Source organism: Paenibacillus sp. JT22N12, from assembly GCF_056269365.1.
On record NZ_JBWDNU010000005.1, the window covers coordinates 470,237 to 493,665 of the forward strand.

Annotated in this window: 21 protein-coding genes and 1 pseudogene; 8 read left to right on the top strand and 14 right to left on the bottom strand. The window is 51.3% G+C overall.

Features of this window, described 5'->3' with window-relative positions:
* The first annotated feature begins 102 nt into the window (after positions 1–102).
* A complete protein-coding gene (locus tag AC0YOA_RS21325; protein WP_475788309.1) occupies positions 103–714 on the top strand; it encodes a TetR/AcrR family transcriptional regulator in 612 nt (203 codons plus the stop codon).
* A 199-nt stretch (positions 715–913) separates the two neighbouring features.
* Here the strand turns inward: AC0YOA_RS21325 and AC0YOA_RS21330 are convergent, their stop codons facing one another.
* From AC0YOA_RS21330 to AC0YOA_RS21380, 11 genes and pseudogenes are all read right to left on the bottom strand, one after another.
* On the bottom strand, positions 914–1,558 hold the full coding sequence (locus tag AC0YOA_RS21330) for a formylglycine-generating enzyme family protein (protein ID WP_475788345.1): 645 nt from the start codon (positions 1,556–1,558) through the stop codon (positions 914–916).
* A 60-nt stretch (positions 1,559–1,618) separates the two neighbouring features.
* Entirely contained in the window at positions 1,619–1,987 is a 369-nt protein-coding gene (locus tag AC0YOA_RS21335) for a DUF4180 domain-containing protein (protein ID WP_475770240.1), read from the bottom strand.
* Between the two features lie 27 nt (positions 1,988–2,014).
* Complete coding sequence (locus AC0YOA_RS21340) at positions 2,015–2,668, bottom strand: TetR/AcrR family transcriptional regulator (RefSeq protein WP_475788310.1); 654 nt, start codon at positions 2,666–2,668, stop codon at positions 2,015–2,017.
* Between the two features lie 131 nt (positions 2,669–2,799).
* Positions 2,800–4,248: an MFS transporter gene (locus tag AC0YOA_RS21345; RefSeq protein WP_475788311.1), complete on the bottom strand. Its 1,449-nt coding sequence runs from the start codon at positions 4,246–4,248 to the stop codon at positions 2,800–2,802.
* The gene (locus tag AC0YOA_RS21350; RefSeq protein ID WP_475788312.1) at positions 4,245–5,306 is read right to left on the bottom strand and encodes a bifunctional transcriptional activator/DNA repair enzyme AdaA; all 1,062 of its coding nucleotides are present in this window, start codon (positions 5,304–5,306) and stop codon (positions 4,245–4,247) included. The genes AC0YOA_RS21345 and AC0YOA_RS21350 overlap by 4 nt, the downstream gene beginning before the upstream one ends.
* Before the next feature lie 106 nt (positions 5,307–5,412).
* Positions 5,413–5,904 (bottom strand): annotated as a pseudogene (locus AC0YOA_RS21355) (FtsX-like permease family protein); the annotation flags it as partial.
* 226 nt (positions 5,905–6,130) lie between these two features.
* A complete protein-coding gene (locus AC0YOA_RS21360) occupies positions 6,131–6,694 on the bottom strand; it encodes a TetR/AcrR family transcriptional regulator (protein WP_475788313.1) in 564 nt (187 codons plus the stop codon).
* Between the two features lie 167 nt (positions 6,695–6,861).
* Positions 6,862–7,941, bottom strand: coding sequence for an efflux RND transporter periplasmic adaptor subunit (locus AC0YOA_RS21365; RefSeq protein ID WP_475788314.1), 1,080 nt, complete (start codon positions 7,939–7,941; stop codon positions 6,862–6,864).
* A gap of 29 nt (positions 7,942–7,970) precedes the next feature.
* Entirely contained in the window at positions 7,971–9,329 is a 1,359-nt protein-coding gene (locus AC0YOA_RS21370) for an ABC transporter permease (RefSeq protein WP_475788315.1), read from the bottom strand.
* On the bottom strand, positions 9,326–10,036 hold the full coding sequence (locus AC0YOA_RS21375) for an ABC transporter ATP-binding protein (protein WP_210038679.1): 711 nt from the start codon (positions 10,034–10,036) through the stop codon (positions 9,326–9,328). Before AC0YOA_RS21375 ends, AC0YOA_RS21370 begins: the two co-directional genes overlap by 4 nt.
* Before the next feature lie 203 nt (positions 10,037–10,239).
* Positions 10,240–11,517 (bottom strand): phytoene desaturase family protein, encoded by a 1,278-nt coding sequence (locus AC0YOA_RS21380; protein ID WP_475788316.1) that lies wholly within the window; start codon positions 11,515–11,517, stop codon positions 10,240–10,242.
* Between the two features lie 199 nt (positions 11,518–11,716).
* Between AC0YOA_RS21380 and AC0YOA_RS21385 the strand changes: the two genes are divergently transcribed.
* Positions 11,717–12,493, top strand: a complete 777-nt coding sequence (locus tag AC0YOA_RS21385) for an ArsR/SmtB family transcription factor (RefSeq protein ID WP_475788317.1) — start codon at positions 11,717–11,719, stop codon at positions 12,491–12,493.
* A 150-nt stretch (positions 12,494–12,643) separates the two neighbouring features.
* On the opposite strand, the gene AC0YOA_RS21390 is transcribed toward AC0YOA_RS21385, so the two are convergent.
* The 3 genes from AC0YOA_RS21390 to AC0YOA_RS21400 all read right to left on the bottom strand — a co-directional run bounded on the left by AC0YOA_RS21390 (position 12,644) and on the right by AC0YOA_RS21400 (position 15,688).
* On the bottom strand, positions 12,644–13,261 hold the full coding sequence (locus AC0YOA_RS21390; protein ID WP_475788318.1) for a hypothetical protein: 618 nt from the start codon (positions 13,259–13,261) through the stop codon (positions 12,644–12,646).
* The gene (locus AC0YOA_RS21395) at positions 13,254–14,867 is read right to left on the bottom strand and encodes a sensor histidine kinase (RefSeq protein WP_475788319.1); all 1,614 of its coding nucleotides are present in this window, start codon (positions 14,865–14,867) and stop codon (positions 13,254–13,256) included. The genes AC0YOA_RS21390 and AC0YOA_RS21395 overlap by 8 nt, the downstream gene beginning before the upstream one ends.
* Before the next feature lie 140 nt (positions 14,868–15,007).
* Positions 15,008–15,688, bottom strand: a complete 681-nt coding sequence (locus tag AC0YOA_RS21400; protein WP_475788320.1) for a response regulator transcription factor — start codon at positions 15,686–15,688, stop codon at positions 15,008–15,010.
* 427 nt (positions 15,689–16,115) lie between these two features.
* Here AC0YOA_RS21400 and AC0YOA_RS21405 point away from each other — a divergent pair, with 427 nt between their 5' ends.
* The 6 genes from AC0YOA_RS21405 to AC0YOA_RS21430 all read left to right on the top strand — a co-directional run bounded on the left by AC0YOA_RS21405 (position 16,116) and on the right by AC0YOA_RS21430 (position 23,226).
* Entirely contained in the window at positions 16,116–17,723 is a 1,608-nt protein-coding gene (locus AC0YOA_RS21405) for a gamma-glutamyltransferase family protein (RefSeq protein ID WP_475788321.1), read from the top strand.
* A 350-nt stretch (positions 17,724–18,073) separates the two neighbouring features.
* Positions 18,074–19,387, top strand: coding sequence for an extracellular solute-binding protein (locus AC0YOA_RS21410; protein ID WP_210038674.1), 1,314 nt, complete (start codon positions 18,074–18,076; stop codon positions 19,385–19,387).
* A 49-nt stretch (positions 19,388–19,436) separates the two neighbouring features.
* Complete coding sequence (locus tag AC0YOA_RS21415; RefSeq protein WP_475788322.1) at positions 19,437–20,252, top strand: sugar phosphate isomerase/epimerase family protein; 816 nt, start codon at positions 19,437–19,439, stop codon at positions 20,250–20,252.
* Positions 20,253–20,255: 3 nt separating this feature from the next.
* On the top strand, positions 20,256–21,389 hold the full coding sequence (locus AC0YOA_RS21420) for a Gfo/Idh/MocA family protein (RefSeq protein ID WP_379113488.1): 1,134 nt from the start codon (positions 20,256–20,258) through the stop codon (positions 21,387–21,389).
* Between the two features lie 104 nt (positions 21,390–21,493).
* Positions 21,494–22,366 carry a carbohydrate ABC transporter permease gene (locus tag AC0YOA_RS21425; protein WP_475788323.1) on the top strand — a complete coding sequence of 291 codons (873 nt, stop codon included), beginning with the start codon at positions 21,494–21,496 and terminating at the stop codon, positions 22,364–22,366.
* Positions 22,367–22,398: 32 nt separating this feature from the next.
* Positions 22,399–23,226 (top strand): carbohydrate ABC transporter permease, encoded by an 828-nt coding sequence (locus tag AC0YOA_RS21430; RefSeq protein WP_210038670.1) that lies wholly within the window; start codon positions 22,399–22,401, stop codon positions 23,224–23,226.
* Positions 23,227–23,429: the final 203 nt, after the last annotated feature.

Consider the following 23,429-nt stretch of genomic DNA (forward strand, 5'->3'; position numbering starts at 1 on the left):
TCCCTCCGATTCTTTGACTTGGTTGAAACACATGCATTATAGTTGTAGTTGGAAAATAGACAAACCAGCTTTATGACCTCAACGCTTCTAAGGGGGGATTGAATGAAGGCAACAGTGACGAGTCGACAGCTTAAGGGGAAAGAAACACAGAAAAGGATTTTTGCTGTGGCTAAGGAGCTCATCATAACTAAAGGGTATAATAATGTTACGGTTGACGAAATATGCGAGAAATGCAGCCTTTCAAAAGGCGCGTTTTATATTCATTACAAATCAAAAGAGGACATCGTCAGAAAATTGTACCGTGACGATATTACGGAATATATGAACGAGAATTTCAGGAAGTTTACGCTTGAACATAAGGATGCCAGTCCAATAGACAAGCTAAAAACGTTTATGATGTGTACCTTGCGCTTTCCGTCAGTCGTAGGGGAAGAGCTTACCAAGCTTTCTTTTATTGTCAATTTGTCGCCAAAATCGCCGGAGCAATCCTCTTTTTTTGCGGATTGTTTAGAGCCGGAGCTGCTCTTGGGGATTATTGATGAAGGCGTATCCGGCTCGGTGTTCAGGAACGATTTATCCACAGAAGAGATCGTGAATTATGTATACTCTTATTTAACGGGAGCCTTGATCACCTGGTGCTTATCAAACTTCGCATATGATATTGTCACGACGGGGGAGAAATCAGTGGGGGTCTTCATAAAAGGTCTTCAATGACGAAATCGCTTTACGTATGACAAAAAAACCGTTCTTTCGCAGATGGTTGGCTGGTAGCTCCATTTAACCAAAGAACGGTTTCTTTTTTTTTTTTATAAATTAAAGAACTCTCCCGCACTTACCGACCGCACGGCTCAATTACAAAGAAATACGTCCCCTGCTTATACCCTTCATCGTCATTCTTTACTATTTCCCCAGCCTACAGGGACCTGGCAAGGCGGAAGCCGAGATCATCAATGCGAAATGTGGGGTGACTGCGGCGGCGGCACGTCGCTCCACAGCCCCTGGCCTCTTCCGCCCAACTGCCGCCGCGGAACACTCTGTACGAACCGTATACTTTCACATCGTATAGATCCCAGCACCACTCCCAAACATTTCCCAACATATCATGGAGGCCCCACGCATTCGGCAGCTTTTTACCTGTCTCATGCGCCATGCCCGCGGAGTTTTCACGATACCAGGCTATCTCGTCAAGCTCGCCGTACCGGTACCCGGTTGTTCCCCCTTTACACGCATACTGCCATTCCGCTTCCGTAGGAAGACGGTAACCATCCGCCTCCCAGCTACAGACGACACTCTCACCATCATCACTTATCGAGTAACATTCCTTCAGACCCGATTGCCGGGATAGCAAATTACAAAAGAGAACGGCATCGTTCCATGAGACATCCACAACCGGAACTTGAGATTCATCATTACGTCCAGCTGTCTTTTGCGCGATCGAATGATATAACGCTTTTGTAACAGGAACCGGTGCAAGCCAAAAAGAATTCACCTGGGCCGTCCATACCGCCTTTATTCGATCGTCCCTTAATTCAATTTCACCTGCAGGAATTTGCACCATTGGATACTCAGTATCATTACGCCGCGCGTTTGACACCTGTCTTCCTCCTGTCCCATCTGCCTACCTCAACTTGCTTAACTTTTCAATCGCTTGCTGCTCGGTCGGCAGGAAAAAGAAATCGTTGCCGTTGTTGCATTCATAGATGAAATCCTTAAGGCTTTGACTTGAATAACCGGAAAAATCTCCAATAATGGCAAACTTCACCCGATAATTGATGAACTTCTGAAGTATTTCACCTGCAAGGCGCGTTTTCAAATCGAAAAAGCTTTCGTTTAACAGGGATTTGTTTATAACGATACGATCAGTGCCTGCTTCATATTGTACGGTTGCCATTAAATCCAATGCTGACTGTACATCTTCTATTACGATCTCGCTGCTGCTCACGACGGCAATAGTTCCCGCACCTGTTTCTACCTTCGTTATATTCATAAACATCCTCCTGATATAGAAATATACTCAAACATTGGTGAGCCTTCTCACATAATCCTCGCCGATGGCTCGATTATCTTCGCCATTGACAGGCGGAATGTCCGCTACTCGAAAGAAGCTTAGACCTACTGCCATCGCCAGCAGCCCATACGCAGCGTTTTGGGAATTTTCTACAGACATATGCCCCATCTTGTTTCCGTAATCAAAAATCTTTGCTATGCCATCGAAATCGGCCCGATAGCTCTTGGATGCGACTTCCTGCAAATTGCGATCCAACACGGCTTTTGAGAAAAATTGCAGAAAGAGCCTTCCTTGATCTTCATACGGGATAAACATCTTGTCAATTCCATCAAGCCGCGAAACATTAATCTTCTTCTCCTTGTCATCACGGTATGGCGGCAGTATATGTTTCAGCGTAACGTCAATCATTTCCCCGGCTGTCATGGTGTTTTCAATTTCTGATTCTATCTTCAGCCCATAAAAGGCCAAGAACGATTGGAAGGCTTCGATCGTCAGATTATCCTTATTCTTAAAATAATAAGTGACAACACCCTTCGAGCAGTCCGCATACTCGGCAACCTTATCCAGAGTCATGCCATCGATTCCGTAAATGCTAATGCAGGTTAACGTGGCGTTTATGACATCTGCTCGGCGCTTTGGTTCCATTCCTAATTTGGGCATGATTTCACCTTATCCAATATTTTATTTATACTGAATGGTCAGAATAAATAAATTGTACATAATGATAGACCCTGTTGTCAATGAGCAGCGCAAAACAGGTTGCTGCTGCGACGTTTGGGCTTTATGCTACTTTATGCTTGCTGATTCACTTTTGTGGCCTTACGCTGCGGTCGCAGTAATAATAGCCCAAGCACGACTGCAAGTGCCAGAAACAGCGCGAAGAATCGGAAACCGATGTTAGAAGCTCGGATCAAAGCCTCTTTCGACTGATTCAGCCCAGAACCATCTGTCCCAGATAACAGCCGGGATGCAGCATCGGTCTTGGCGACCAACTGAACAACAGCAAACGCGAGCGCTTGGCTGATAGCCCGGCACATGTTGTATACGGTCCAAAACATACCTGATGCTGAACCCGCTTGTTCTTGCGGAGCAGCAGACAATACGGCCTTTGCAAGCGATGGCCAGGAAAGCCCGGTAGCTGCGGAAATGATCAATAGCGGAGCAATGACAGCTATATTCGAAAGCTCAGGGCCGAGCTGCCCAAGCATCAGGAGCGCGAGACCGATCAGAAACGATCCAAGCAAAATCATTCTTGCGGGGCCAACGCGATCGGCAAGCCTACCTCCGAATAGAGCAGTGAAAAGCTGGGGTACTGATAGCGGAATCAACAATAACCCCGACTCCAATGGACTGAGATTTAGTCCCCCTTGCAAATACAGCGTGAGCAGAATGGTGACGGCAAAATAACCGATACAATAGTTCATGGTAATTCCGAGCCCGATCGAGTAATCCCTATGTGCGAGAAGACCCAGATCAAACAAAGGATGCTGAACCCTCTTCTCAATAATAACGAAGGCAACCCATAGAATCAGCGCTGCTGCGAGTAGTCCGAACGTTCTTCCCGAGGCCCATCCCCAGGTTTGGCCCTCAGACAAGACGATGAGGATTAGGGTTAAACCTGTTCCGTACGTCAACACGCCTGGCCAGTCAGGCTTCGTTTTTACGCTCAACTTATCGTCCTTTAAAATTAGAATACCGGCGACCAAACCAACGATACCGATCGGTACGACCGAGTAGAACATGGAACGCCATCCAAATTCGCCAATTAGCAGCCCCCCGGCAACAGGACCGATGAGTGAGCCCGTCACCCATGCGATGTTGTTAATGCCAAGAGCGACCCCAAGTTCATTAGGCGGAAATGATCGTATCAAGATCGGAGTGGAGGCCGCCATCGCCATAGCAGCTCCGGTACCTTGAAGAAGGCGGGCCGCGATCAGAACTGCGCCGGAGTCTGCCATACCGCATAAAGCAGTTGCTAACGAGAACAAAGTGATCCCCCATAGAAAAATGCGTTTGGTTCCGAACATATCAGACCATCGGCCGGAAGGAAGGAGGAATACTGTACTCGTTATGTAAAACGAGGTAATCGTCCACTTCCCTGTCCCAATCGAAAGCTGCAAATCCTCCATGAGCGGAGGCAGACCGTTGACCACAATCGTAGCGTCTAGATTTGTAATAAATGACACAAGTGTGACAACTAATAAAATGGACCATTTACCCGACTGCTTGTTGTTCATCATTTTATTTCCATTACTCTCCCATTCATCTCGTGGTTAAGCAGCCATTGTTTTCGAGATATACCTCCCCCATAACCACCCAATTCGCCGTTCAAGTTGATAACACGGTGACAAGGAATCACTATCGCCACCTGGTTGGCTCCATTTGCTTGGGCTACGGCTCGATAAGCACTTGGCTTTCCAATCGCCGCGGCAATGTCGGCATATGATGTTGTGCGACCCGGAGGAATTTTCTGCAGCTGTCCCCACACCTTCATTTGAAAAGGCGATCCCAGCAGTTTTACCGGCGTATTGAAATCTGTTAAATTGCCTTCGAAATAATCCCTGAGCTCCCTTTCGATTGAATTGATCGGCGGTGTACTGCCCGGAATAATCGCTGATTTTGTCATCCTCCTTAGGCGTTCTATCTCGCGCTCCAATCCTCTGCGATCCATGAATTCAAGCAAATATAGTGCTTGTTCGTCAGCTATTGCGATCATCGGACCAAGCCGCGTATCCAACCATGATGCTTTCAAAATCTTTTGATCGCCTAATTGAGCAGGTACTGCGCCCATAATGCGCGAGAACGCATCCCTAAAGCCGCTGCCAGATTCATACCCTACGGACAACTGTGCTTCGATGACTGCACTGCCTGCCCGGATATGCTTCAAGGCCATTCCCATTCGCCGAGCTCTTGCATACTCAACAAAAGTCATTCCGAACCTCTTCTTGAATTGGCGCCGCGCAGTTGAAGCATCCACGGATAATTTGCGAAAGTCTTCTTCCGTCCAGCGATGTTCCGGATTTTCTTCCACTGCCCTGACTAGCTTGCTAACCAACTCTGAGACATGACCCGGATGAGACAGCGGACGGCAGCGCTGGCAGGGGCGGAATGATGCCAACAGGGCTTCCTTGGCCGTCTCATAAAATTCACAGTTTTCATATTTGGGTTTTCTTGCCGGACATGTAGGTCGGCAGAATACGCCGGTTGTCTTGACTCCTACAAAGAAAATGCCTTCGTACTCGGATTTTTTATCGATTAACGCCTGGTAATATTCGCGTTTCCTGTCGGCCGGCAGCATGCTGCTCCTCCTTTTTTCATGCAGTTTTGATTTGGTTGATTTCTTTACAATTATGATTATATCGTTTCCGAAAAATAGTTCCGCCGAAAATCGGGCATTGATTATCTTATTCAATACTTTTTAATGATTCAATCATATTTATTTTGGATACTTTCCTCCTAAGCAGTAAGTTAGACAACATGGTTAGCAGAATGAAAGAACAACAGCTATCAATATGGTAATAATACTTAATTGATTCGGGATTTGTTGATGGATACTGGACAGCGCCTTGATAATAAATGTAAAAACATAGTCGCTTATCGGTAAGGCTGCAATTACCGCAAACAGGGTTAATATGATGTTTTCAAAAAATATAAGTTTATTTATTTTATTTTTTTGATAGCCTAATACCTTAAGTGTTGCAAGCTCACGATTTCTTACATAAATGTGTGGAATAAAATGACGGATTCGAATACTGTGTAGCTATTTTTAAAACCTTCATATCTACAGATTTATTTTCAAGCTCCGGTGCTGTGAACTTTATTTTGATTTATTTGTCGGCGTAAGACTTGGGTACTAGCACGCCGTTATTTTCTAATGGTATCCTATTGTCATTTTCGCGATTCTTGGCAGATTAACACCCTTCAAAAAATCAAAAAGCACCGGGAAATCCCGGTGCTACAAGGTTTTTGTTTGGTGAAGCCTTAGGGGGATATCGATCGCTGCCAGCGAAGCGCACTCCCAGCTGAGCTGCAGCCCAGATCCATTCTTCTTACACGCGCCAGCACTCTGCCGCTCTGACCGGACCTGCTCGATTGCCCTGCACATCCGGCCACACTTTCCATCTACACCCTAATCGCCTTCCACGACGCCTCCAGCGTCTGCTGCGCCTCAAGCTCCGTCAGCGGATATTTCTCCACCAGATAACCCTTGACGATGGCGGAAATAATGCCGTGGATGAGCTGGTGGCACATATGGGGAGCCATCTCCTTGATGACCCCCTGCTTCTGCCCTTCGACGATGACATCCTGTACGGCCCGCGAAGAGCCGGCATCGTCCATATTGCGCAGATCTGCCGAGATATAGGGCGAATACGAATAGTTGTCGATAAACAGAAATTCCTTGGGGAAATCGATCCCGAAGCGAAGCCTGTTCAACTGGAGGCATTTGAACCTCTCATACAGACTCAGCTCCGGATCGTAACCGGCCAGAAGGCAGTTGCCCATATGCAATCGCGCTTCTTTATATACTTCATTGACCAATTCTTCCTTGCTGCCAAAATAGTTGAAGACGGTGCCTGAGCCTACATTGGCCTTCTTCAATATTTTGGCGAAGGTGACGGACTGCAGCCCTTCTTCATCGATCAGATCCAGCGTAGCTTTCATAATATCCTGGCGTTTGCTCATCATACACACCTCATTAAACTCCACTTTAGTGTCGCCCGGGAGCGATGTCAAGTCTATGAGTTCTCCCGCCTGTTGTCAGTCTTATCCGACCCGTTTACCCTTTACTCCCCGGAACGGAAAGCCTGGGTAATCCTGCCGTCCTGACTGCTGCATTTCCCCTGCAAGCTGTGTTAATTCAGGACAACGGTATCGCCAACCTTCAAGCCTTCCAGCACCTCCGTATTCTCCGGTGTTTCCATGCCGATCTTGATATCCTTGCGCTCGTACATGCCATTTCCCTTGTCCAGCATTACATAGTAGGCATCCTGCTCACGCATGACCGCAATGGTCGGCACGACAGTGACCTTTTCCTTGCGCGTGATTTCAATTTCACCGTTCAGGCTGAGGCCCGCAATCAGATACTCGCTGGGCTCAAGCGCAATCACCACCTCGAACTGGGCGGCCTGGTCGATATTGTTCTGATCCGTCCCGGTCTTGGCGAATTTGGATACCTTCAATACGCTGCCCGAGAGCTTCAGCTCCTTCTTGGCTGTCATTCTGACGACAACTGGCATTCCCGGCTTGATGCTGAAGATATCCTGCTCGCCAACGAGCGCAATCAGCTGAAGCTTGTTCAGATCCACGATTTTGCCCACATATTGATTATCGGTTACCATCTGCGGATGAGCGCTGGCGCTGTCATACAGAAAAATACCCGAGGCGGGAGAGCGGTACTTGGCCTCGCTCAGCTTGGCCTTCTGCTGCGCAAGCTCCTTGAGCTTGATTCCGCTCGTCACCTCGCTTAGCTCCTGGTTCAGTCTGGCGACCTCCTTGGCTGCAAGCTCCCGTGCCCTGGCCGTTTCGTCGCCAAGCGCTACCGCCTCCTGGTCCAGCTTGTCCATGTAGGTGTTAAGCTCAGATTCGAGCTTCGATTTATGTATTTCCGCTTCCTGCTGCTCGATCTCGTTCTGCAGCTGTGTCTGGTCCAATTGAAAGAGGACATCCCCCTGCTTCACCTGCTGACCGTCCTCCACATTCCACTCCGTAACCCTGGAGCCAAAAGGAGCATAGACAAACGTCTCCTGCTCATACATCGATTTCCCTTTGACTTCAACCGTATTGACGAGCGTTTCCGTACTTACCTTGAAGGTGATGGCCTGCTTGTCCGCCATTTCTTCGATTCTGGGCGCTGGCTTGGATACGGTATAGAGTGCGTAGCTGATGCCAATGAGAATGATCCCGATAATCAGCCATTTTATTTTTTTCTTCATGCGTGCTTCTCTTCTCCCTTCATATACAGCTAATCTCGCCGGATGGCGGTCAGGGCATCTGTGCGCGACGCGCTGATCGCCGGATAAATGCCGGATAATACGCCTGTCATAATGGCAAACAGCATGCCAATGGGAATGGTCGTCAGCGGGATGAAAATAATGACCTGCTCCTGCTCGGGAGCAACCGCATTAATGATGCCGTTGATCCCCCATACAATCCAGTAGGAGAACAATACACCCAGCAGGCCTCCGAGAAATCCCAGCAGGGCCGCCTCCACGATAAACATATTGCGGATTTGTCCCAAATTCGCGCCAAGCACCTTCATAATGCCGATCTGCCTCCGCCTTTGATAGGTCGACATCGTCATGGCCACCACGATCGAGATAGAGGCGATAATGAGAATAAACACGCCGCCGCCCAATGCGACGCCCTTGATGATGCTGAACTGTTGGGCGATCCGCTCTTTCTGCTGCAAATTGGTTTGTGTTGACAGGGTGAGCTTCTGGATTTGTTTTTCAACCTGCTCGGTATACGCCTGATCGTCCACTTTGACGAGAATGGAATTATAGACATTTGCCTGCGCAAGCTGACTTTGGCCGGGAAATAATTCCTGCATGAGCATCTGCGCGGTTTCCAGCGATATGTAGGCCTTCTTGTCATAGGAGGCGGATTCCTCGCTCACCCCGCTTGCTTTCTTCAAGACCCCTGCCACACGGAAAGGCGAGCTGACCGTTGTTTTCCCCGGCTCCTGAAGATTGCGGAACTGGACCTGCCTTTGATAAAGCGGGGAGGGCGTCTGGTTCAATTTATTGTATTGCTCCGTCAGCTTGCTGTCGTAGGGATTCTTCTGCATCTGCTCCAGCACGCTCTGCCGCGCGGCTTCGTCGACGAGTCCGAGTGTCGCGCCGTAACTGAGGATAACGGTCCCCTGCAGATCGGAAGGAGCGCCCTGCATGAGCGGTTTATCGAATTCCGGAAGCAAATTCAGATCCGTCCCGATGATTTCAATATAGGAATTGCGGCTATCCACCGTTTGCATTTGAAAGCTGTTCAGCTGCTGGAATGGCGCCGCGGCTTTCACATGCGGGATCTTCCGGATAATTTCCAGCTTCTGGTCCGTAAGCTTCCCCCGCTCCAGGCTCTGCTTATCCGCTGTTTCCTGACTGCCTGGAGAGGATACGCCGCCGTTTTCCGTCACCGTAATCTCATCCATTTTGAAGAAGCTGTTCATTTCCTGCTCGATATAGGTCTGTGCCGATTCGCCCACGCTTAATGCGACGACAATGGCCGCGCAGCCGATGGAAATCCCCGCCGCGCACAGCGCCGTGACCACTTTCCGGCGTTTGACCTGATCCCACGACAAGCGCGTAATGTCGCGAATTCTCAACTTCTGTTCCCCCCTGCCCACACTGTGCTGGCCGCATCCGTCTCGGTAACGAGAAATCCGTCCCGAAGCGCAATAATATGCTGCGTTTGCTGTGCAACCTCCCGTTCATGCGTCACGATAATAAAGGTCGTCTTCATCGTTTCATTGAGCTGCTTCAGAATCGCGATAATTTCCTCCTCTGTCCGGGTATCCAGATTGCCCGTAGGCTCATCTGCGAAGATGACCGAGGGCTCCGTAATCAGGGAACGGGCAATACTGACGCGCTGCTGCTGTCCGCCTGACAGCTGCGAAGGAAACATATCCGCCTTCTCCGGAATGCCCACCTGCTCAAGCAGATCCAGCGCCCGCTGCTTGCGCACGGAGGGGCGGATCGATTGAAAAACAAGCGGCAGCTCCACGTTCTCGCGGACCGTCAGATTGGCAATCAGCTCATATGCCTGAAAAATAAAACCGATATGCCCCCGCCGGAACTCCGCCAGCTTGTTCTCCCCCATGGTTACAATGTTGTGGCCGGCAATATGGATCGTGCCTTCCGTTGGCTTCATCAGACCCGCCATCAAATTCAGCAGGGTGGATTTGCCGGAGCCCGAGCTTCCCAGGAGCGCGATCATCTCGCCCTGCTTGACTTCGAAGCTGATATGCTGAAGCACCGGGGTGATTTCGCCGCCGTTCTTAAAAGAATGAGACAAGTTTTCAACACGCAGCATACATTCCGATCCTTCCCTTTGTTATATTGGGCCGCCCTATATAATGGTAAATCCTCTATATATACGATTAACGGCTCCAAATAGCTTTATATGGAAACAATTCTTCAGAAAGGTAAATTAAAAAGACATCCGGCGGCAGATGTCTTCCTGGCGATGCTGGTCTATTTTGATGATGAAAATGAATCCGCTCCTTCGCATGCACGTTACATCGCTGCATTCATACCGCTCAGCGCCTGCTGCGCGGCGAGCCTGGCGCTGGACATTGCCGCATCGGCGAGCCGCTCATCCCTGCCGACCCAGTCGCCGGCGACGAACAGCCCGCGGACTTCCGGAACGGTGGGACTTGCCGCCGGCCCCTCTCCATTATGATGAATCGTGCGCGCATCATGCGCTACGAGAAGGCCGGGCAAGTATCTGGAGGCGACCATTTCCTCCTCCCATCCGGGCTGCAGCAGATCAAGAAGACCGGTCAACTGCTTCTTGTCGGCCCCCGGCTGTGCCTCGCTGCGGGTATTTTTGTATTTCATGAGATGCAGGACATAAGAGCCGTTATCGCTTAATCTAACCGAAGCCGAATGATTGGAATAATAGAGCGGCTGATCCATGCCGACAGCGAAGAGATGCTCCGGTCTCGGCACACGCCGCAGCGCCACATCCAGACACGCGGCATAGATCGGACGGGACTGCGCCTTCCAGGATCCGAGCGACATACGCTCCGACCCTTCAACCATCCGGCAGACTTCATCCGGACCGACGGCGGCAATAACAGCGGAGACTTCAACCGGCGTTCCATCTGACAGCACGATGGAGCGAACTTTCCCGCTTCCGACTGCAATTTGCTCCGTTTTGCACCCGGTGGCGATCACGGCACCCGCTTGAACGGCCAGCTCCCGCAGCTTATCCGCAACGGTCTGCCAGCCGCCTTCCACATACTTGACGCCTTGCGATGCAAGCTGCGACTGCCTTATGGCATAGCCCGCGCTTAGCAGATGCAGATCACCGCAGAACGCCGCCTGCCGGCACATGGCACTGAACAGGAGCCGGACACGCTCGTGGCGAAGATTGGTTTCCACCCACTCCTGAAGGCTGATCCCGCGAAGCGAAGCGGTATCGATTTGGCGCAGACCGCCCGTGAGCCGGGTCCATTCCGCATTTTCTTCGGGTGAAAAGTGCTGCGGAATTTGCATAATCTCCCCCTTCAGAATTCCCAGCATCCTGCCTGCGGCCGTATAACCTGTCTTCGGCCGGCAGCCGAGCTCCTCCAATATCCGCAGCGCCGCTCCTCCCTCGTACATGGCATGAGGACCGAAATTAAAGAGCGCTCCGTTCTTGTTGACCGTTTGGGCAAGGCCTCCCGTCCGGCCCGCTTTCTCCAGCACGATAACGGATTTGCCCGCTCTTGCCAGGAAAACGGCAGCAGTCAGTCCTGCCAACCCTCCGCCGACTACCGCGGCATCATATTTGTTCCTGTACGGATTCATCAATTAAATACCTCCGATTCATCACCCCGTTACGCGTGCGCAGCAAGCACAAAGAGTTGTCGCTTTTAACGGGGCATGATATAATGTGACCATAAAGTCACCTTTATATTATGTTACCAGCAAGTAACATGTCAACACCACGATAAGAAATATATGCGGTTTTCCGGATAACGGCTCCGGATCGAAAAATCTACAGGGGGTGTGTCGGCTGGAAAACGATATATTTAAAGCGCTGGCCGACCCGAGTCGGCGCACACTGCTGGATCTGCTGCAGGAATCGGATGGACGCACATTAAGCGAGCTGTGCACGCATCTGGACATGTCAAGGTTCGGTGTCATGAAGCATCTTAATCTGCTGGAGGAAGCAGGCCTTATTACGACAAGGAAGGTCAGCAGAGAGAAATTGCATTATCTGAATCCCGTGCCGATCAGACAAATTTATGAACGATGGGTCAGCAAATATGCCGAGCCCTGGGCCTTGCAACTAACCGCCATGAAATCTGAACTGGAGCGTGAACCTGTTATGGAGCATAAGCCGCGTCACATTAACCGTATCGCCATCCGGTCGACTCCCGAAAAGGTATGGCAAGCCCTTACCGACCCGTCTATGACATCCAGATATTGGTATAATGGCTTTATCCGGTCCGACTGGGGAATCGACTCTCCTTATGAGATTCTGAGCCCGGAAGGACAGGTTCAGGCAAAAGGAACCATCATCGCCTATGACCCTCCCCGCAGGCTTGTCATGTCCTGGCAGCTGCTCGCATTGGCCGAGACTGCAGAGGAAATTCCCTCCTGCCTCACATGGGAGATCAAGCCTCATGACGAGATGGAAGGGGTCACACTTGTAACCGTCACACATGACGAATTCGAGCTGTCGCCCCATACTTCCCGGATACTTGAAGGCGGGTTGCCTGTTGTTCTGTCGGGTATGAAGACATTGCTGGAGACCGGAACCTCCCTGTCAGGGAGTTAATGGCGGGCACGCATCACTGGTTCGTCATCAAAGACCCCGACGATAACCTGTTGATGGTTTGCCGGGAATAACATAGAAAAAACAGAGCAAGCCCATTGGGACTGCTCTGTTTTTCAAACCCGTTCATCGCTCGCAGCCTCTGCTGAGGCATTAATTCAAGGTTATTTTCTTTTTCCAGGTTAACTCCTGGCCTTGATCATCCTTGAACAGGAAGCTTACCTCGCCTTCCTCGCCCTTCATCGTATCCGGATAGAAGAAGCCGGAGAATTGTCCGTCTCCGCTGATGTAGAACCCGTCTTCCCCGTTTTGCCCGTGTTCAATGGCTTCCGCTATCGTATTGGTAATCTGGGTCTTCTCGGAAACCCACTGAATTTGACTCAGCGAGTACCCTTCCGGGAGCTTGTTCACTACAAAATCGAAACTGTTTCCCTCAATCGGCTTGGGAGTCTGATCGATAATAATTAAAATTTCCTTGTCGGAATCCGCAGCACTGCCATCAGCGGCGGCATTGTTTGGGGAATTCGCCGCAGCGCCCTCATTAGAGGCGGCATTGTCCGGGGAACTCACAGCATTGCCGTCCTGAGCAGCGGTATTGTCTGGAGAATTCGCCGCAGCGCCGTTCTGGCCGGCGGTATTTCCTTGATTGGTTTCAGCCGGGGGCGCGTTTTCAGTATCCGATAATCCGTTGTTTGATTTTGCACCGCATGCGCTGATCAGAACCAGCGCAATCAGAGCTGTAATAAGATAGCTGATTTTCTTGTTATTCATGGTGTTCTCCTCTGCTTTCATTTAATGTAAAAGAAAATGCGACGCCTTGACTCGTGTTGACCGCACCATACTCGCTTTCGTGAAGCTCCAGAATATGTTTGACGATCGCAAGTCCTAGACCAGTCCCTCCGGATTTACGGTCCCGGGAACGCTCGGCCCGGTAGAAGTGATCCCATATCCGGCCCATATCCGCCTCTGCAATAGGCGGTCCGGTATTTTCGATAACTGTAGTTACCTTTCCCGGAGAAGTCCGCCTGATGTCAATTGTAATGACACTGTTCTCCACCGCATGCCGAATGGCATTGCTCAATAAATTCATGACTACCTGTTCGATTCGTCTGGGGTCTGCCGTGACTAACGGTACTTCCCCATCCTCCTGGCTTAACCTGACCTTCAGTCGCTTGCTCTCCAATTGCCCGGAAAACGAATCAGCCGCCTTATGGACAAGGCTTGTCATCGACAGGCTTCCCGGCTGCAGCCGAACGGCCTTGACTTCAAATTTGGAAAGCTCCAGCATATCCAGAATTAAAGCGTTCATCCGATCCGTTTCATTGACGATGAGCGTGAGATAACGGTCTCTTTTATCGCTTGCCACTCCGTCCTGCAGCCCCTCGGCAAATCCTTTAACGATGCCGAGCGGCGTCTTCAGCTCATGCGAGATGTTCGCGATCAGCTCTTTGCGAAGCTGCTCGGACCGCTCCTTGTCTTCGATATCCTCCTGCAGCTTCTCATTCGCATGGGTAAGCTCCTTCAGAGCTGCATCCAAATTCCGGGATAACGCAGTCATATCGCGCGAAAGATCCCCGAATTCATCCTTTGAGCGGATTTCAGGCTGTGCGGTAAAATCCAGTTTCGCAAGACGCGCCGCCGAGCGGCTCAGCATCACTAACGGACGGGAGACAATTCGGGAATAAATCAGGGACAGAATGATTACAAGGATTAGAATGACAGGTGCGATATAAATAAAATATTGCTTCAGTGTCTCGACCGCTTCCCCGACAGGCTGCAGCGAGGTCATGACGAATAAATAACGATCCCCGCTCTTACCCTCGGGCAGCCCCCAGATCAGAACCGCGTAACTGACGCCGCTCCATTCGTCTGTCCATTCCACTTGAACAGGGGAACCATTCTGCAGCAGGGAACGGTATTGTTCCGACTGCTCTCTCCAGTCCTCTAGCGAATCGTCGATAAGGGAATCCTGATAGAGAGGGTTGTACGACCGCTGCTCGGGCAGCATCAAATCCGTTATTCTCCCTTTCACACGTACCAAACCCTGTTCGAGCTCCGAATTCTTCTGCTGGATGACCACGGGCTGCATGACGGTATCCGCCTCATCCATGAAGATCCCGTCCACCACCAGCGTATCGCCGATTTGCATCCCTTGCGGGATGGAATTAATCGTCATCCCATCCTGCGGGATAGGAATGGTAACCGTCTTGCTGCCCACTTGCAGCTTCAGAAAATAGGGATTGATAGCTGTCCGTTCAAACCACTCATTCAAGATTGCCGTGCTGGTATCATTATGGTTCATAAAGGCGCCGAGCAGCCTCGACACCTGCTGTCCGCCCGCTTCCGCCTGTTCGAATTGTTCCGCGAATTGATTCATATTCCTCTCTAACGCATGGATCTTGGACGACCGGTAAAACCGCTCGAAAAACAATCCTTCCGCCAGCATAACCAGGGAAAAAACAATTAAAATCAGAACAGATGTGATAATGAAAAGTTTTAGGACTACGCCGCGCCTTCTCATGCTTCCATGTCAAATTTATAGCCTGCGCGAATGACGGTGCCTATATACCGGCCTTCGTCTCCGAGCTTGGCTCTTAATTTTTTGATATGGGTGTCGACTGTGCGCAAATCCCCCAAGTAATCGTAACCCCATACCGAATCCAGAATATATTCACGGGGCAGAACCTTGCCATAGTGCCTGGTGAGAAAGAGGAGCAGATCGTACTCCTTCGGCGACAGATTGATCGTATTGCCCGCAACAGATACCGTATGCGCCATTCTGTTCACCAACAAATCCCCATAGACCAGCATGTCCCCTTCGCGTCCGATCGTTCCTTCGGTTCTTTTCATTAATGCAGTAGCGCGGGCTACCAGTACCCTCGGACTCAAGGGCTTCGTCACATATTCATCGGCGCCAAGCTCATACCCCATAACCTGATCATCGTCCTCCGCCCTTGCCGTGATCATGATGATCGGCACGTCCGATTTTTCGCGAATGCGCCGGCATACCGACCATCCGTCCATTTCCGGCATCATGATGTCCAGAACAATCAGATCAACGGTGGTCCGTTCAAAAATTTCCAGCGCGAGTCTTCCGTTCTCCGCCTCATGCACTTCCCATTGTTCCTTTATAAAATAATCCGTTATAAATTCACGCATAAGCATATCATCTTCTACTAACAATATACTTCGTTTCATTGCTGTACACTCCATATCTGCCTGCAATCTTGTGTATCTTAATTTAAGCTGCAGCATGCATTCTTATACCGTCATGTTATCACAAGCTTATACCGGACACGGCATTCTTCCTGCCCTCTTCATCATGCGAACCACACCTCCATTTGTAACGTCAAGACCAAGTATAGAAGACATCTGTGTACAACGTGTGTAGGCTTGGAGCAATATAGCGAAAAAAGAATGGGCCTCAAACCCGTTTAATATTTTGGGATATTATCATATTTGCGTAGGATATCGGTTCTGATTGACACGGATTATAATAAACACATTAACCTTACGTAAAGAAGAATGGGCTGAAGTCGTTCATTTGAACAAAAAATAAAGCGCATACATCAGCTTGAAGAACCTTATTCAGTTGATTGAAGCAGCAGAGGAGGAGAGATGCAGCATGAATTATGACGCCTTATGGAATCCTTACCCCTCCAGAAGGATGGTAACCTACGCAAAAAAAGGAATGGTCGCCACGACCCAGCCGCTTGCCGCACAGGCGGGTCTCGATATGCTTAAAGCGGGGGGCAACGCGGTGGATGCGGCCATCGCCGCGGCCGCCTGCCTGACTGTCGTCGAGCCGAATTCCAACAGCATCGGAGGCGACTCCTTCGCCATCGTCTGGATCGACGGCAAGCTGCACGGCTTGAACGCCAGCGGCCCGTCTCCCGAATCGATCTCAATCGATAAAGTCCGAGCCGCCGGATACGACAAAATTCCGGCCTACGGCATGCTGCCGGTTACCGTTCCCGGAACGCCGGCGGCCTGGGCCGCTTTGTCGGAACGGTTCGGCCGTCTTCCGCTCGGCGAAGTGCTGAAGCCTGCGATCGAATACGCGGAGAACGGCTTCCCGGTATCTCCGACAATAGCGAAATACTGGAAGCTGGGCTATGACAATATCAGCGCCTTGAACAATGAAGTGCATGAGCCGTGGATGGACACGTTCGCGCCCGACGGCCGCGCACCCGGTGCAGGCGAGATTTGGCGCTCAGCGGATCATGCCCGTACACTGCGCTCGATTGCCGAGACCCGGGCGGAATCGTTCTATCGCGGAGAACTGGCGGAACAGATCGATGCTTTCTTCCGCAAGCATGGCGGATTCCTGAGCAAAGAGGATTTGGCCCAATACAGACCGGAGTGGGTAGATCCGATCAGCGTAAATTATCGGGGCTACGATATCTGGGAAATTCCTCCGAACGGACAAGGACTCGTCGCTCTAATCGCGCTAAATATTCTCAAAGGCATGGATTTTGACGCGAAGGATACGGTAGCCACCTACCATAAGCAGATTGAGGCTGTGAAGCTGGCTTATGCGGACGGTCTGAAATATATTACGGACCCCCGCAGCATGAAGGTCACTGTCCAGGAGCTGCTCTCCGGGGCTTATGCCGAGCAGAGGAGAGCATTGATTGGGATGGAAGCTTTGCTTCCATTGGCCGGCGAGCCGCCTAAGGGAGGCACGGTTTATTTGGCAGCGGCGGATGGCGAGGGCAATATGGTTTCGTTCATCCAGAGCCATTCCGGCGACTTCGGCTCCGGAATTGTCATTCCCGGAACAGGGATTTGCATGCAGAACCGGGGTGCCGGATTTTCTATGGACCCTGACCACGCTAACGCCCTTGCGCCCAGGAAGAAGACCTACCATACGATAATTCCGGGATTTATCACGAAGGACGGAATGCCGGTCGGCCCCTTCGGCGTGATGTGCGGATCGATCCAGCCGCAAGCGCATGTGCAGGTCGTGATGAACGCCATCGATTTTCATCTTAATCCCCAGGCAACGCTGGATGCGCCGAGATGGCGCTGGATTAAAGAAAAGATAATCGAGGTGGAACCGCAGTTCCCCGATCACATCGCCCAGGCTCTGGCCAGAAGAGGACATGTGGTGCAGCGTGCACTGGATTCGGGCATGTTCGGACGGGGACAGATCATCTGGCGGGATTCCGCAACCGGTGTATTGGCTGGCGGCACGGAACCAAGGGCGGACGGTGAAGTGGCCGCGTGGTGAGTCCGGCTTTTATCCCGCCGCGCAGCATCCCGGTGCGTAATGCGGGCCCTGCATAAGGGCGGCTGGCCGCATATTTCTTCTGGCGGCAACAGCATTTTGCCCCCAGTATAATCGGTGGTACCCTGCCCTGCTTCCCGCCAAAATGCGCAATAGCAGGGCTTTTCATTATTTTCAACCCGACGGCTGTCCAATCGCGATATACCCGAAAAATAAGTATCATGTCCTGTATCTGCATTAAAAATTTGGATGTTATCATAATTCGCCGGGATAGTAAGAGCAAATGAGCTCATTATATAATATTCCCGTAAGGTTAATGTCAACAAAAATAACATAAGATGAGGGGAATGTGTATGGGTACAGGTTTTTTTCGAAAATCGCTTCTTGCTGTTGCTTCTGTTGCACTGATTGTCATTACAGCTTGCGGGAACAACAACACCGCCACGGAGAACGGTCAGCCTCAGACGGCATCCGATGAGAAGGTTACGCTCACCATGGAGGACAACTGGTCGAGTCCCAATGTGGACAATGAGTTGTACAAGGAGCGGATCAAGAAATTTCAGGAGCTGAATCCGAACATCACAATCGAAGCTCAGGATATCCCTTCCGCACAGTACCGTACCAAGCTGCGCACGGAAGCGGCCGGAAACAGCATGCCCGACATGTTCATCCTGTTTCCCGGCATCGATATGGACCCTTACATCGACGCCGATGTGCTGATGCCCATTGATGAAATCATGGACAACTGGAAAGACGTCCTTCCCGCTCAGGCATTGGCCGGTTATAACGTAGATGGCAAGCAGTACGCCATTCCGACGAAAATGACCTTTGTCGATATCATCTACTACCATAAAGATATGCTGGCGAAGGTTGGCTACAATGAATTTCCGACGACCTATGCCGACTTCCTTGACCTGGTGAAGAAGCTGAAAGCGTCAGGCGTCACGCCGATGGGTATCGGCAACAAGAACAGATGGCCGCTGCAGTCCACTTTCATGTCGGCTGTCGGAGACCGCGTTGCCGGCACCGATTTCCTCACCAAGGTCAAGCAGGGCGAGGCTAAATTCACAGATCCCGACTATGTCAAGGCACTGGGCATTCTCGATGAGCTGAACAAGGCCGAAGCCTTCAATTCCGATGTGAACACGATGGACGAAGTGCAGGTGCAGGATTATTTCCTGCAGAAAAAATCCGCCATGACGATGACAAGCTCGACGATCGACACCAAATTCCGCGTCAGCAATACGGAAAACCCGGATAACATCGGCATTGCGCTGTTCCCTTCCATCGAAGGCGGCAAAGGCTCGGCAGGCAAAAGCGCCGGAGTCGTCCAATACGGTATCGGGCTGAGCAAAGAATTAAGCGGAGCGAAGAAAGATGCGGCGCTCAAATTCCTGCAGTACTTCTACGCCCCTGAATTGTACCAGAACCTGATGAGCAAAGGCATCGTCGTTCCGGCTACGGTGGAAATGCCTGCGGATACGAGCAAATATTTGAAGGAAATGATCGAGCTGACCAAGAACGGCGATGCGCTTGTGTTCGACAGCGTAATGCCGGCAACGATCAAGGATGTGATCGAGAACGACCTTCAAGCCATCACCATGAAGCAGAAAACGCCGGAACAGGTCGCCCAGGATATGCAAGAGGCCATGGATAAGATCAAATAATTCGGGCGGAGCGTATATCCCGTCTGGTCAGGGAATGGAGGAATGGCAAGTGAAAGCTTCCCTTGGAGGATTCTCCTTCTACCAGCTGTTCAGCGAAGGCGAAATGGACATCTTCGGCTATCTGGAGACGGTCAAGCACCGCTACAGGCTGGAAGCTGTGGATCTGTGGAACGCTTTCTTCACAGATCGCAGCGTTCCGCTCTGGAAGCTCGCAAGCGATGACCATCTCCGCAAAATCAAACGATCGCTTGACGAGAAGCAGCTGACGGTTGCCAACCTGATCGTGGACCGGGCCCATTTGTGGGACCCGGATCCCGATGTCAGGGAGCAGCTTCACTGCAATGCGCTGGCGCATCTGCATGCTGCGCATCTCTTGGGAGCCCGGACGGTTCGGATCGATGCCAACCGGGGACCCGGCGAGATGACGGAGGAGCAGTTTGTGTATACGGTTCTACGCTATCGGGAATATGCACAGATAGCCGCCGATTACGGGTTTACGGTTGGCCCGGAGAATCATACGGGCGTATCGCTCGATCCCAGGTGGATGAAGCGGATCGCTGAAGCTGTAAACCACCCGGGATATGGTATTCTGCTTCACATCGGACGATGGAATGACACCGGTGAACAGGGAAACCGGCTTGTTGCCCCTTGGGTAAACCACGTACATCTGGATGCCCGGACGCTTGCTTCCCCAGGAGCGGAAGATGCCGTCAAGGCGCTGGCAGACAGCGGATATGAAGGATATTGGGCGGTCGAATATAACGCCCCGTCCGATCCGTACATCGAGATTGAATGGGCATTGGCCTCAATGAAAAGACTGCTGGCGGCGGTAAACCGGACTGCCGGGCAGAAATTGGAGGCGTAAACATTGGAAAATGCAAAAATCAGAATCGGCGTTATAGGCGTAGGGATCATCGGCAAGCAGCATCTGGACAACTATTCCCGCATTGAAGGCGCGCAGGTGGTTGCCGTATGCGACATCAACGAACGGGAAGCCCGGGAGACTGCGGAGAAATACGGGGTTCCCGATGTTTACACGGATTATAAAGAGCTGCTGGCGCGGGATGATATCGATGCGGTAGATGTATGTCTGCATAATAACTTTCATGCGCCGCTGACGATCGCAGCGCTCCAGGCCGGCAAGCATGTTTACTGCGAGAAACCGATCGCCGGTTCTTATCACGACGGCAAATGGATGGTGGATGCCGCCCGCGAGTCCGGGAAGATGCTGCATATCCAGCTGGGCATGCTGTACAAGAAGGAAACGAAGGCCGCGAAGGCACTGATCGACGACGGACAATTGGGCAAGCTGTTTCATGCCCGGTCGAGCGGCTTCAGGCGCCGGGGCCGCCCTTTTGTAGACGGCTTCGGCACCGCCCATTTCACGAGGAAGGAAAGCGCAGGCGGCGGCGCCCTTCTGGATATGGGCGTATATCATATCGCCCAAATGCTGTATTTGCTCGGGAACCCGCCGCTCGCACGGGTCACCGGCAAATTAATTCAAGAGATGGATATGGATCCGCAAAGAAGCGCGCAAAGCGGCTTCGACGTGGAAGAGCTCGCGCTTGGCTTCGTCACCTTTCAAGGCGGCGTGACGCTGGATATTTTCGAAGCCTGGGCCGTTCATCTCGGCGGTGTTGAAGGCAGCAGCATTATCGGCTCACGGGGCGGCATCCGGCTTCCCGCCTATCATTCGGCGGAGCAAACCTCCGAATTCAGCTATCATACGACCGTTGCCGATATGGATCTGGACAGCCGGATCGACTTGAACCGGATGGATACCCGCTGGCACCGGATGAGAGAGAATGAAGATGCGTACGATTCTTCCCAGCAGCACTGGATTGCTGCCCTGCAGGGCCGTGTCAGCCTTCTGCCGACGGCCGAAATCGCACTTTCGACCATGCTGATCAGCGAAGGCCTGTACCTCTCCGACGCGTTAGGCCGCGAGATGACGGCAGATGAAATCGCTGCGGGCTCGAAGTCTCTCGCAATCTGGATATAACCGAAAAACAGATCAGGGATTTATTGTATAAAGGCGGCTGAGGCTTGTCCCCGGCCGCCCTTCATCCCCCTTATAAGAAAACCCACAGCAAAGGAGGGCCAACTATGACGATAACGAAGCGGATGGCGCTGACTATTTTTATCGGGATGCTCCCCGCCCTGATTATTTATATCGGCTTCGCGATGGTTCCTATTGCGATGTCCTTCTACTATTCTTTCTTCAATTGGGACGGTCTGTCCGACATGACCTTCGCGGGCTGGGACAATTACACCTCCATATTGAAGGACGATATCTTCTGGAAAGGCGTCAAAAACAATCTGTTCATGATGGTCAGCGGAATCGTGGGCCAGCTGCCCCTGGGGCTGTTCTTCGCTCTGCTGTTGAACCGCTCTTTGAGAGGCCTCAAAATATACCGGTCCGCTTTGTTTCTCCCCGTCATCATCTCGGCGGTTATTGTTTCGATGATCTGGAATATGGTCTACAGCACGGAATCAGGGCTGATGAACGGCATTCTCGGCCTGCTCCATCTGGATTCCTGGAAACAAAACTGGCTGGGCAGCGAGCGCTGGGGCATGCTGTCCGTAAGCATCACCTATCTCTGGCAAAACTACGGCTTCTACATGGTAATTTTTCTGGCCGGCCTGCAAAATATTCCCGAAGAGATCCGGGAAGCGTCCGCTATGGACGGAGCGACCGGCTGGAGACGGTTCTGGCATATCACCCTGCCGATGCTGAAGGAAACGATCTGGGTGACGCTGATCTTCTCGATCAGCAACAGCTTCCGGGTATTCGATCTCATCTACGTGATGACTGCCGGCGGGCCTGCCCATAATACCGAAGTCATGACGATTTACATGTATACCAACGCCTTCAACAATATGAATTTCGGGCTCGGAAGCGCCGTTTCCATCCTGATTCTACTATTCAGCCTGATCGCTATTTATGCGGCCAAATTGGCAACCAGCCGAAACGATTAAGCACCGCAAGCCGCGTAAAAGGAGGAGCAGCCATGCAAACATCACGGGGCAAGAAAACCATCATTCATCTGTTTTTAGCGGTGCTCTGCATCATTAATATCATTCCGATCGTCTGGATGGTTGTCGGTTCGTTCAAGACCGAGGAGGACTTCGCAACCAACCCGATGGGACTGCCCAAGCATTGGAACTTCAGCAATTATACCGAGGCCTGGAAAGTGGCGCATCTTGGCACTTATTTCTGGAATAGCGTGCTCGTGACGGCGGGAGCGATTGTGCTCACCGTGCTTCTGGGGGCGCTGACCTCTTTCTTCCTGTCCAGATTCCGATTCCGGGTGCGGGGATGGCTTTACAGCCTGTTCATTATCGGGATGACGATTCCCATCCACACCACGCTCGTCCCAATTTTTATTCTGATGAAAAAGGTTGGGCTGCTCAATACCCATCTCTCTCTCATTCTCCCGTATACGGCGTTTCATCTGTCGATTACGATCTTCATTCTTGTGGGTTTTATGAAAATATTTCCGAAGGATATCGAGGAATCCGCCATTATGGACGGGGCCGGCATCTACCGGATCTTCTGGTCGATCATCCTGCCGATGACCAAGCCTGCGCTGGCCACGGTTATTATCATTAATTTCATTTATAATTGGAATGAATTCCTGTTTGCTCTCGTTCTGATCAATAAAGCGGCCCTGAAGACGCTGCCTCTGGGCCTCGCCAATTTCGCCGGCACGGAGACCCGGTTCCAGACGCTTCAGATGGCGGCCTTGAGCATGGCGTTGATCCCGCTTCTCGTCTTTTACCTGGCCATGGAGAAGCAGCTTGTGCAGGGTATGACGGCGGGCGCCGTCAAAGGATAACACACCGGCGCTCATCCGCTTCCGGAGGGATCTGATCTTCGCAGGGCGCCGTTTCACCGCTTCTCCGGATTCAAATGCCGCCTCCCGCACTCGTCTCCTTGCAGAAATTGGCCGCTTGTTATGTCAGCTTTCCTCCCAGGATTCCTTTATAATAGAAGGAACAGGACTTCCGATAGAGTACTCAGGAGTATGCAGACACCCGG